The sequence below is a fragment of the Amycolatopsis sp. A133 genome (genome assembly GCF_031082405.1).
GTDB lineage: Bacteria > Actinomycetota > Actinomycetes > Mycobacteriales > Pseudonocardiaceae > Amycolatopsis.
In genome coordinates this window covers 332,165-342,607 of sequence record NZ_JAVHJU010000003.1, presented here as the reverse complement: position 1 = coordinate 342,607, position 10,443 = coordinate 332,165, and the positions used below count along the sequence as shown (strand labels likewise).

General features: G+C 74.5%; 10 protein-coding genes and 1 tRNA gene. 5 read left to right on the top strand and 6 right to left on the bottom strand.

Annotated features, from left to right (window positions below; translation table 11 throughout):
• Positions 1-160: 160 nt before the first annotated feature.
• Complete coding sequence (locus Q5425_RS04400) at positions 161-1,492, bottom strand: cytochrome P450 (RefSeq protein WP_308670774.1); 1,332 nt, start codon at positions 1,490-1,492, stop codon at positions 161-163.
• A 39-nt stretch (positions 1,493-1,531) separates the two neighbouring features.
• Positions 1,532-1,867 (bottom strand): hypothetical protein, encoded by a 336-nt coding sequence (locus Q5425_RS04395; protein ID WP_308670781.1) that lies wholly within the window; start codon positions 1,865-1,867, stop codon positions 1,532-1,534.
• Positions 1,868-2,062: 195 nt separating this feature from the next.
• Between Q5425_RS04395 and Q5425_RS04390 the strand changes: the two genes are divergently transcribed.
• From Q5425_RS04390 to Q5425_RS04380, 3 genes are all read left to right on the top strand, one after another.
• Entirely contained in the window at positions 2,063-3,328 is a 1,266-nt protein-coding gene (locus tag Q5425_RS04390; protein WP_308670773.1) for a cation:proton antiporter, read from the top strand.
• 87 nt (positions 3,329-3,415) lie between these two features.
• The gene (locus tag Q5425_RS04385; protein WP_308670772.1) at positions 3,416-3,598 is read left to right on the top strand and encodes a CsbD family protein; all 183 of its coding nucleotides are present in this window, start codon (positions 3,416-3,418) and stop codon (positions 3,596-3,598) included.
• A 67-nt stretch (positions 3,599-3,665) separates the two neighbouring features.
• Positions 3,666-4,544: an alpha/beta hydrolase gene (locus Q5425_RS04380; RefSeq protein ID WP_308670771.1), complete on the top strand. Its 879-nt coding sequence runs from the start codon at positions 3,666-3,668 to the stop codon at positions 4,542-4,544.
• Here the strand turns inward: Q5425_RS04380 and Q5425_RS04375 are convergent.
• Positions 4,535-5,308: an SDR family NAD(P)-dependent oxidoreductase gene (locus Q5425_RS04375; protein WP_308670770.1), complete on the bottom strand. Its 774-nt coding sequence runs from the start codon at positions 5,306-5,308 to the stop codon at positions 4,535-4,537. The two genes, Q5425_RS04380 and Q5425_RS04375, sit on opposite strands and share 10 nt — an antisense overlap.
• Before the next feature lie 128 nt (positions 5,309-5,436).
• On the opposite strand from Q5425_RS04375, the gene Q5425_RS04370 reads away from it, so the two are divergent.
• Positions 5,437-6,276, top strand: coding sequence for a helix-turn-helix transcriptional regulator (locus tag Q5425_RS04370; RefSeq protein ID WP_308670769.1), 840 nt, complete (start codon positions 5,437-5,439; stop codon positions 6,274-6,276).
• On the opposite strand, the gene Q5425_RS04365 is transcribed toward Q5425_RS04370, so the two are convergent.
• The 3 genes from Q5425_RS04365 to Q5425_RS04355 all read right to left on the bottom strand — a co-directional run bounded on the left by Q5425_RS04365 (position 6,273) and on the right by Q5425_RS04355 (position 9,365).
• Positions 6,273-7,997 (bottom strand): SelB C-terminal domain-containing protein, encoded by a 1,725-nt coding sequence (locus tag Q5425_RS04365; protein ID WP_308670768.1) that lies wholly within the window; start codon positions 7,995-7,997, stop codon positions 6,273-6,275. The two genes, Q5425_RS04370 and Q5425_RS04365, sit on opposite strands and share 4 nt — an antisense overlap.
• Positions 7,988-9,271 (bottom strand): L-seryl-tRNA(Sec) selenium transferase, encoded by a 1,284-nt coding sequence (selA, locus tag Q5425_RS04360; protein WP_308670767.1) that lies wholly within the window; start codon positions 9,269-9,271, stop codon positions 7,988-7,990. Before selA ends, Q5425_RS04365 begins: the two co-directional genes overlap by 10 nt.
• Positions 9,271-9,365, bottom strand: a tRNA-Sec gene (locus Q5425_RS04355). The genes selA and Q5425_RS04355 overlap by 1 nt, the downstream gene beginning before the upstream one ends.
• Before the next feature lie 54 nt (positions 9,366-9,419).
• On the opposite strand from Q5425_RS04355, the gene selD reads away from it, so the two are divergent.
• Positions 9,420-10,412, top strand: coding sequence for a selenide, water dikinase SelD (gene selD / locus Q5425_RS04350; protein WP_308670766.1), 993 nt, complete (start codon positions 9,420-9,422; stop codon positions 10,410-10,412).
• Positions 10,413-10,443 lie beyond the last annotated feature (31 nt).

Below are 10,443 nucleotides of genomic sequence, written 5' to 3'. Positions count from 1 at the left end.
CGTACTTCCTGCCTGCGGGTTCGTACGTCTTCACGGCTCCGGCGTGACCGGCTGAAAGCGCCACATTGGGTGCGTTGAATCAGCACTGCGGCGCGAAGCGCCTCCGTTGAGGGTGGTGGCGGGGGCATGGATGGAGCAACCAACGCCACATTGGGGCGCTTCAGGCCGGGAGGAGCTTGAGGCGGAGGTGGAAGTTGTCCAGGGTGGCCGGCAGGGGGCGCTCCGGGGACAGCACCGTGCCGGACGCCTGCTCGAAACGGTGGTCGCGAACCAGGTTCGCCAGCATCGTGCTCGCGCAGAACTGGACCAGGTCGCGGCCCGGGCACACCGCCGGCCCCGCGCTGAACGGGACCAGGGCCGGGTTCTCCGCCGCCCGGCCGTCGAGCCAGAGGTCCGGCTCGAAGCGGTCGGCGTAGGGCAGGTCCGGGTCGCGGTGGAAGAACGGCGTGTAGATCAGCACCGTCGTGCCCGCCGGGCCCCACGACGTCTCTTCCGTGGTCTCGCGCAGGATCATCGGTGTCGTCGGCCACAGCCGCACCGCGTCCAGCAGGCACGCGCGCAGGTAGCTCAGCTGGTTCGGCTCGGCCGGGTCGACGCCTTCGAGGTCGGTGCGGGCGCGCTCCAGCGCCGCCGGGTGGGTCGCCAGCAGAGCCAGCGTCCGGTACGTCGCCATGCCCGCCGCGTCGAACGCGAACAGCCAGTGCGCCACCTGGTCGGGCGCGTGGACCTCGGCGTCGGCGCCGACGGCGGCGATCACGGCGGCGAGGCTGCCGGGCTCGGCGCGGCCGAGGTGCGCGGCCAGCCGCTGCCCGAACTGGGCTCGCAGCTGCTTGCGCTGCGGGTGCAGGTACGCCCAGTTCGCGTCGAAGCGCAGGCGTTCGAGCTGGTCGGTGAGCGTCGTGTCGTCGCGGGCGCCCGGGCCGAGCACAACGCGCCGGACCAGCCGCCACCACGCGACGTTGAAGGTGTCCCAGCTCAGCTCGCCGTCGTGGCCGGCTTCGCTCAGCAGGACGGCCGCTTCCTCCGCGACAGCCTCGGCGAACGGCGCCGCGAGCTCGTGCAGCGGGCGGCCGGGCTCGAGCACGGCCTCGGTGAACCGGCGGCGCGGCACCCGGTCCCGAGCGCCGGAAATCAGCACGCCGTGCGGCTGGAAGTGGCTCAGCGCGGCGCGTTTCTCCACTGTGGACGGACTGAACGGCGTCGGCGAGCCGGCCAGCAGCCGCTTCACGTCCGCGCCGGACAGGGCCAGCTCCACCGACCGGCCGGGGACCCGCAGCTTCAGCGGGCGCCCGTAGTGGCGGTCGTGCAGGCGCCGCAGCAGCCGCACGGCCGGGCGGTCGAACTGCAGCTTCCCGGCCACCGCCATCACCGCGGGACGACGCTTGATGACCCCGCGGGCCAACGTGGGCAACGCCACCTCGACCGCAACACGCAGGGTTTCGGCCACCGAAGCGGTCTCCGGTCGCGTGCGGGGTTCCCGAGTGGACGTCATGGCGCCCGGCTACCCGCGGGTGCCGCTCCGAAACCGCCGTCAACCCCGTAGGGCGACGTTCAGCACGTCGCCGGCGTGGTCCAGGCAATCCACGCAGATCACCGCGTCCCGCGCCGCGCAGTCCACGCGCAGCAGCGGGCGCCGGAGCCCGAGGAACGTCCGGCGCTCGCGGCGGCCGCAGAAGTCGCAGACCGCGGCCAGCGGCGACGTCACCGCCGCCAGCACGTCTCCCGCGCCGCTTTCCCGGTCCGCGCCGTCGCGCGCCACCCGCAGGCCGGCCCGGACGCAGTCCACGCAGATCGGGCCCTTCCGGCCGGGCACCCGGGGGTCGCGCCGCCTGCCGCAGAACCGGCACGGCCCGCCCGCCCCGTTCATCGCCGTCACCGCGGCCTCCTCGTCGGTTTCGCCGCTCGCGCGCCGGGAATCCGGGCCGCGGCGCACCTGATGGTTGCCACGCTACCCGGCTCCCGGGTGGCCGGCCGATCGCGGCGCGCCCGGTGGAACCCGGACTCACGCTCGACCGGGTCTCCTGGCCGCGTGGTGCCGGTACGAGCGGGCAGGAGGAAAGTTTTGTCGTCGTTGACGGTGTTGTTGGGGGTGGCCGGCCTGCTCGCGCTGGCCGCGGCGATCGTGCCGAAGCTGGTCGCCGACCGGCCGTTCTCGGTGCCGCTGGTGATGCTCGTCGCCGGCATCGTGCTCGGAGTGCTGCCGCTGCCCGCTCCCTACGGCAACGGCTGGAGCGACCCGGCCGCCCACCTGCACGGCGTGGAATCCTTCGCCCAGCTGGGCATGCTCGTGGCCCTCGCCGGGGCGGGGCTGTCCGTCGACCGCTCGTTCGGCCTGAAGAGCTGGGGCTCGACCTGGCGGCTGCTCGCCATCACGATGCCGGTGTCGATCCTCGCGATCGCCCTGCTCGGGTACTGGTGGCTGGCGCTCGCCCCCGGCGTCGCGCTGCTGCTGGCCGCGGCGCTGGCGCCGACCGACCCGGTGCTGGCGGGCGACATCGGCATCCCGCACCCCGATGTCGAGCCGGAGCTGGCCCGGAACAACGAGATCCGTTTCACGCTGACGACCGAAGCCGGGCTCAACGACGGCCTCGCGATGCCGTTCGTCCTGCTCGGCCTGGCGCTGGCGAGCGGCGAACCCCGCCTGGACCTGTCCTGGGTGCTGGTGGACCTGCTGCTGCCGCTGGTCGTCGGCGTCGTGGCCGGCCTGGTCACCGGACGGCTGCTCGGCTGGGCGATCTTCCGGGCGCCGTCGGATCGGCTGCGGCTGGCCGAGTACGCCGACGGGCTGGTTCTGCTCGCCCTCGCCTTCGTCCCCTACGCGCTCTCGGAAGTGGTCCACGGCAACGGGTTCGTTGCCGTGTTCGTCGCGGCGGTCGCGGTGCGCAGGCAGGAGCGCGAGCACGAGTACCACGGTGTCCTGCACGCGTTCGGCCACCAGCTGGAACGGCTGTTCGTCCCGCTCGCCCTGCTGGGGCTGGGCCTGGCGATCGGCGACGGCCTGCTGCGTGGGCTGCAGCCCCTCGAAGTGGTGATCGCCGTCGTCGCGGTCCTGGTGGTCCGGCCGGTGGTGGGGTGGCTGTCCCTGCTCGGTGCGCCCTCGCCGGGACGGCCCGCCGCCGCGGCGATCGCGTTCTTCGGCGTGCGCGGCATCGGCACCCTCTACTACCTGGCCTACACGCTCAACCGGCTCCCGGTGCCGCAGCAGGACGTGCTGTGGCGGGTCGGTGCGCTCGCCGTCGCCGTGTCGGTGCTCGTGCACGGCGTCCTCGCGGAGCCGGCGATCCAGCGGATCGAGCGGATGGGCGGCCACTTGCCGGCCGATGTGTAGGTCCGCGCAGAGTGGGTATCTATCTGTCAAGGCCCTTTTGGCGACTGGCCGATCCGGAAATGTCGCCGCAGCGGAAGGTGCACCCTCATGAACGACAAGCTGGAAAACAAGGGCGAAGAGCTCAAGGGCCGGGCCAAGGAAGCCGTCGGTGACGCCACCGGTAACGAGCAGTGGCAGGCCGAGGGCAAGTCGGACCAGGCCAAGGGCTCGCTCAAGCAGGCCGGCGAGAAGATCAAGGACGCCGTGAAGGGCGTCACGGACAAGAAGTGACCCGATCTCGTGCTGCCGCACCCCGGACGCCGGGGTGCGGCAGCATCTTCGTGTCTGGGGGCCGCTGGTGTTCGAAGGCTTCACGCTCGACCGCGTAGACGTCGGTGAGGTGACCCTGCGGGTGCGCCACGGCGGCTCCGGGCCGCCGGTCCTGCTGGTGCACGGGCACCCGCGCACGCACACGACGTGGCACCGCGTCGCCCCGCGGCTCGCGGATCGGTTCACGGTCGTGTGCGCGGACACCCGCGGCTACGGCGAGTCCACGAAGCCGCCGACCGACGAAGACCACACGCCCTACAGCAAGCGTGTCATGGCGGCGGACTGCGTCGCGCTGATGCGGCACCTCGGGCACGAAGAGTTCTTTGTGGCCGGTCACGACCGCGGCGCGTACGTGGCGACCCGCTTGGCGCTCGACCACCCGTCGGTGGTCCGCGGCGCGGCGATCCTCGACGCCGTCCCGATCGGCGAAGCCCTCGCCCGCTGCGACGCGCGGTTCGCGCAGGAGTGGTACCACTGGTTCTTCTTCGCCCAGCCGGAAACGCCCGAGCGGGTCATCACCGCCGATCCCGGCGCCTGGTACGACGTGGGCACGAAGAACACCCCCGAGCGGCTCGGCGAAGAGAACTTCGCCGACTTCCACCGCGCCATCCACGACCCGGCCACGGTCACCGCGATGCTCGAAGACTACCGAGCGGGCTTGGGCGTCGACCGCGCCCACGACGACGCGGACCGCGCCGCCGGGCGGCGGATCACCTGCCCCACGCTGGTGCTCTGGTCGAGCGACGACGACATGGAAGACCTCTACGGCGACGTCCTGGGCGTCTGGCGCTCATGGACGACCGACCTGCGCGGGCACACGATCAAGTCCGGGCACCACGTGGCCGAGGAGAACCCCGGAGCACTGGCGGCCGCGCTGAGCGAGTTCTTCGGCGGGATTCAGCGGTAGCGGGAGGCGAGTTCCGGGCTCTGCCCGCCGAAGGCGGCGAGATCGGCCCGGAAGACGGCCTCGAGCAGGCCGGCGTCCTCGACGCCGGGGGCCGTGACCACTTCGCCGAGCTCGAAGCCGCGCAGGGACGCGGTGACGACGTCGGCGGCGGTCATGCGGGGCACCGCGCTCAGGTCGAGTCCCTGTCGCTCGTGGAACTCCGTGGCGACGACACCCGGGCACAGCACCTGTACCCGGACGCCGGTGCCTTCGAGCTCGGCGTTCAGGGTCTGGGACAGGACGACGAGGTAGGCCAGGGAGCCGGCGTAGACGGCCCGGCGCGGCATGACCGACGGGCCGGCGGGCCCGCTGAACGCGATCATCCCGGCCACGTTGACGATCCTGCCCGCCCCGCGTTCCTGCATGCCCGCGACCGCGGCGCGGGTGAGCATGGTGGGCGCGGCGACCTTGACGTGGACGAGCTCGCGGGCCTTGGCGGCGGGCAGCTCGGCGAGCGGCATGTAGTGGGCGACGCCGGCGTTGTTGACCAGGACGGTCAGCGGCTCGGCGGCACAGAGCGCGGCGACGGTGTCGATGCCGTCGCCGGTCGACAGGTCGGCGGCCACCGTGCGGACGTCGACCCCCGGGTGGGCGGCGGCGAACTCCGCGAGGCGGTCCTCGCGGCGGCCGGTGACGATCAGGTCGTAGCCGTCCGCGGCGAGGCGTTCGGCGAAGGCCCGGCCGATGCCGGAGGTGGCGCCGGTGACGAGGGCGAGCCGGCTCATGGGTTTTCCCTTCCTTTCGGGGGTTCGGGTACCACGATCGGCTCGAACCGCGGGCGCAGGAAGCGGACCCGTTGTCCTGGGACCGGCAGTACCAGGACAAACGGCCGGCCGGCTTGCACAATCGAGGCATGGCGACCACCGGACTCGGCGCGGCCCTGCGCCACTGGCGCGACCGCGTCCCGCCCCGGGCCGCCGGCCTGCCCGCGGGCGGTCGCCGTCGCGCGGCCGGGTTGCGCCGCGAGGAACTGGCCCAGCTGGCCGGCATCTCCGCCGACTACGTCATCCGGCTCGAACAGGGCCGCGCGACGAGTCCCTCGGCGCAGGTCGTCGAAGCGCTGGCCCGGGCCCTGCGCCTCACCCGGGACGAACGGACGCACCTGTTCCGCCTGGCCGGCCTCGCGCCCCCGGGCCCCGGCACGGTCCCGCGCCACATCACGCCCGGCGTCCACCGCATGCTGGACCGGCTCGAGGGCACACCCGTCGCCGTCTTCAACGCGGCCTGGAACCAGATGCTGGCGAACCCCCTGTACACGGCGCTCATGGGAGAACACCGCGGCGACGACCTCAACGGCGTCCGGCGCACCTTCCTCAACCCGAACGCCCGGGTGCGCGACACCCCTGAATCACGCGGCAAGCTGCAGGCGGCCCTGGTCGCCGACTTGCGTCACACCGCCGGCACCTACCCCGACGACCCCGGCCTCCGGACGCTCATCGCCGAGCTCCGGCGGCGCAGCCCCCGCTTCGCGGAACTGTGGGAATCGGGAGCCGTGGGGCAGCACGAGTCCGCCCGCAAGACCGTCGACCACCCGGCCGTCGGCGCGCTGACCCTGGACTGCGACGTCCTGAGCGTCGCGGGCAGCGACCTGCGCATCATGGTCTACACCGCCGAACCCGGCACCGAGGAGGCCGACCGCCTGGCGCTGCTGGGTGTCATCGGGACGCAGTCGCTCGTCGAGGACCGGCCCTAGCCGGTCGTGCGGCGGGTGCCGTCGCCGAGAGGCTCGGTTCGGCCCGCCGCGTCGAGGCGTTCCAGCAGGGGGATCATCACCCGCCGGGTGCTGTCGAGGGCTTGGCGTGCCTGGGACACCGTGAACGGCTGCGGCAGCCGGCGCAGCTCCTCCGCCGCGCGCGCTTCCGCGTCCGGGCCGAGCACGACCCCTTCGGCGATCGCGGTCAGCCTGCCGAGCCGGACCGCCGCCGCCAGCTCCCGCCGTCCGAGGCCCAGTGACCGCAGCTCGTCCGCCTCGGGCGCGCGGAACGGGTGCTGCGCGAGCCGCTTCGCCACCGTTTCCAGTGCCCGCTCGACGACCGGAGCGAGCCCGGCGCCGGGCCGGCGGACGAGCCCGCCCGTCACCTCGAAGCCGGTGCCCGCCAGCACGGGGACCACGAGCTCCGCGGCGGGCAGGCCGAGCCGCTGCCGCAGTGCCTCCACCGGGACGCCCGCGGCCGTGCGGTCCCACGCGCCCACGATCCCGGCCGCCTCCGCGCGCAACGCCGCGAAGCGCTCCCCGTCGGCACACCAGTCCCCCAGCCGGTCCCCCGTCTCCGGCAGGCCCAGCACGGCGAAGTCGCCGGCCCGGACGAAACCGGTGCGGCGCAGGTAGGTGCGGGCGAGATCGGGATCGGCCAGTTCGCGGCCACGGGCCCGGGCCGCACCCCGGCGGGACAAGGCGGGCGGGTCGGCGTCGAGGACGTCGAAGCCGGCGGCGATCCGGTGCTCGCCGGGATCGCGCACCAGGCCGCGGTCGCCGGCGCGCAGCGGCAACGCGGCCGCCGTGGTGAGCCGCGCGGTGTCCGTCCCGAGTGGACGGACCCGCACCGGCACCGCCGCCGTGCCCAGGTGCAGCACCAGCTCGCGGTGCAGGTCCGCGGCGGCCGCACCGCGCAGCCGGACGTCGAACTCGCGCGTGGTGCGCCACCGGCCCGGGGTGAGCAGGACGTCGCCGCGGCGGACGTCGCCGCGCCCGGTGCCGCGCAGGTTCACCGCGACCCTGGCCACGGCACCGACGCGCTCGCGCGGTTCGCCGAGCGCCTGCAGGCCGCGGACCTTGACCCGCGCGGACCCCAGCAGCAGCTCGTCGCCCGCGGCGATCGTGCCGGCGGCCAGCGTGCCGGTGACGACCGTGCCGGCGCCGGAAACGGTGAAGGCGCGGTCGATCCACAACCGGACGTCGGCACCCGGGTCGGGGGACGGCAGGCCGGCGGTCAGTTCCCCGATCGCCGCGCGCAGCCGGTCGAGGCCCGCCCCCGTGGTGCCGCTGACGGCGACGCTCGGGACGGCTCCCAGCGACGTCGCCGCGATCTCCCGCAGCGCGAGGGCCGTCGCGGCGGCCGGGTCGGCCCGGTCGGCCTTGGTGACGACCAGCAGGCCGTGGCGGGCGCCGAACGCGTCCAGCGCCGCGAGGTGTTCGGCGGATTGCGGCATCCAGCCTTCGTCCGCGGCGACGACGAACAGCACGGCGGGGGCCGGCCCGGCACCGGCGAGCATGTTCGGCACGAACCGCTCGTGGCCCGGCACGTCCACGAACGCGACCTCCTCGCCGCCGATGCGGGTCCAGGCGAACCCGAGGTCGATGGTGAGGCCGCGGCGGCGTTCCTCGGCCCACCGGTCCGGCTCCATCCCGGTCAGCCGCCGCACGAGCGTGGACTTGCCGTGGTCGACGTGCCCGGCGGTGACGATCACCCGCATCGGCGGACGGCTTCCAGCAGCTTCGTGTCCTCTTCCGGCCGCACGGTCCGCAGGTCGAGCAGGCAGCGGTCCTTGAGGACCCGGCCGGCCACCGCGGGCTCCCCCGTCCGCAGCGCGGCCGCGTACCGGGCCGGCAGGCTCACCGCGACACTGGGCAGTTCGACGCCGGGCGCGCCCCCGCCGCCGACGGCCGCGACCGACGTCACCGCACGGGCGTCGACCGTTCCGAGGGCCTTGACCAGCGCTTCGGCGCGTTCCCGCAGGCTCTCCACGGACGCTTCGAGCGCGGCGCGCACCGGCGGTTGCGGCCCGCGCAGCGTCGCTTCGAGGGCGGCCAGGGTGAGCTTGTCGACGCGCAGGGCCCGCGCGGCGGGGTGCCGCCGCAGCCGTTCGACGACGTCCGCGTCGCCGAGCAGCAGGCCGGCCTGCGGGCCGCCGAGCAGCTTGTCCCCGCTGGCCGTGACGATCGTGGCGCCCGCCCGCAGCGCGCTCGCCGCGTCGGGCTCGACCGGCAGCAGCGGGTGCGGGGCCAGCAGGCCGGACCCGATGTCGGCGACCAGCGGCACGCCGAGGCCGGCCAGTTCGCCGATCGCCGCTTCCGAGGTGAACCCGGTGACGCGGTAGTTCGACGGGTGGACCTTCAGCACGAATCCGGTGCCGGGGCCGATCGCCGCGGCGTAGTCCCCGGCGCTCGTCCGGTTTGTGGTGCCGACCTCCCGCAGCCGCGAACCGGCCGATTCGAGGAGGTCCGGGATGCGGAAGCCGTCGCCGATTTCGACCAGCTCGCCCCGGCTGACCACGATCTCCCGGCCGGGGGCCAGCGCGAGCGCGCACAGCAGCAGGGCGGCCGCGTTGTTGTTGACCACGTGCACCGCACCGGCGTCCGGCACGGCCGCTTTCAGGGCCGCGAGCGCACCGCGGCCACGGCGCGCCCGGTCCCCGGTCGCGAGGTCGAATTCGACGTCGGTGGCACCGCCGGCCGCGACGAGGGCGTCCAGCGCGGCCGGCGACAGCGGGGCCCGGCCGAGGTTGGTGTGCACGACGACGCCGGTCGCGTTGACCACCGGCCGCAGCGAGGACGCGCTCGCCGGCAGCCGCGCGAGGACGACGTCGGCGACGTCCTCCGGGGCGATCTCGCCGGCCCTGGCCGCTCGCTGGACCTCGGCGACCACCGACTTCACCAGGTCCCGCCCGAGCGACCCGGCGGCCTTGGCGAGCCGGGGTTCGGCCAGCAGCGCGTCGGTCCGCGGGATCGCGCGGCGGGGGTCAGGCATGGCGGAGGCGGACGGGAATCGAACCCGCCAGCGGCAGAACCTGCCGTTCGACGGTTTTGAAGACCGCGCCGGTCACCAGGCCGGATACGCCTCCCTGCACCATGGTGCCCATCCTGCCAAGGTCGCGGCGAGCGGGCAGGATGAACCCGTGGGTTACCGGCTGACGCAATACGCGCACGGCGGCGGGTGCGCGTGCAAGATCCCGCCCGGCGAGCTGGAGGCGGCCGTGGCCGGCCTCACCGGCGCTTCGCCTGCCGATCCGCGGGGTGAGCTGCTGGTCGGCCTCGACACCGGCGACGACGCGGCCGCGGTCCGGATCTCCGGGGACACCGCGCTGATCGCCACCACGGACTTCTTCACCCCGGTGGTCGACGACGCCTACGACTGGGGCCGGATCGCCGCGGCCAACGCGCTTTCCGACGTCTACGCGATGGGCGGCACGCCGGTGGTGGCGGTCAACCTGCTCGGCTGGCCGCGGGAGACGCTGCCGTTCGAGCTGGCCGCCGAGGTCCTGCGCGGCGGCCTCGACGTCTGCAACGAGGCGGGCTGCCACCTCGCCGGCGGGCACAGCATCGACGACCCGGAGCCGAAGTACGGCCTGGCCGTCACCGGCGTCGCGGACCCCGCGCGGCTGCTGCGCAACGACGCGGGCCGCCCCGGCGTGCCGCTGACGCTCACCAAGCCGCTCGGCACCGGCGTGCTCAACTCGCGGCACAAGGCCACCGGCGAACGGTTCGGGCAGGCGATCGACGCGATGACGACGCTGAACGCGGCGGCGTCCCGGGCCGCGCTGGCCGCCGGGGCGGTGTGCGCCACCGACGTCACCGGCTTCGGCCTGCTCGGCCACCTGCACAAGCTGGCGCGCGCCAGCGGCGTCACGGCCCGGGTGGACCCGGCGGCGGTGCCGTACCTCGAGGGCGCGCGGGAGGCGCTGCGCGACGGGTACGTCAGCGGCGGCACGCGGCGCAACCTCGACTGGGTCCGCCCGCACGCCGACCTCTCCCGGATCTCGGCCGACGAGGCGCTGCTGCTGGCCGACGCGCAGACGTCCGGTGGCCTGCTGGTCGCCGGGGAGCTGCCGGGCCACCCGGTGATCGGATCGCTCGAGCCGCGGTCGGACCACACGATCGTCGTCGGCTGAGTTTCCCGGCCGGCCGGGCCGGGTACGCGGC

Coding starts and splice junctions, on each gene's coding strand:
- Q5425_RS04400 (WP_308670774.1), bottom strand. CDS start 1,492: ATGACGTCCACTCGGGAACCCCGCACGCGACCGGAGACCGCTTCGGTG.
- Q5425_RS04395 (WP_308670781.1), bottom strand. CDS start 1,867: ATGAACGGGGCGGGCGGGCCGTGCCGGTTCTGCGGCAGGCGGCGCGAC.
- Q5425_RS04385 (WP_308670772.1), top strand. CDS start 3,416: ATGAACGACAAGCTGGAAAACAAGGGCGAAGAGCTCAAGGGCCGGGCC.
- Q5425_RS04375 (WP_308670770.1), bottom strand. CDS start 5,308: ATGAGCCGGCTCGCCCTCGTCACCGGCGCCACCTCCGGCATCGGCCGG.
- Q5425_RS04370 (WP_308670769.1), top strand. CDS start 5,437: ATGGCGACCACCGGACTCGGCGCGGCCCTGCGCCACTGGCGCGACCGC.
- Q5425_RS04365 (WP_308670768.1), bottom strand. CDS start 7,997: ATGCGGGTGATCGTCACCGCCGGGCACGTCGACCACGGCAAGTCCACG.
- selA (WP_308670767.1), bottom strand. CDS start 9,271: ATGCCTGACCCCCGCCGCGCGATCCCGCGGACCGACGCGCTGCTGGCC.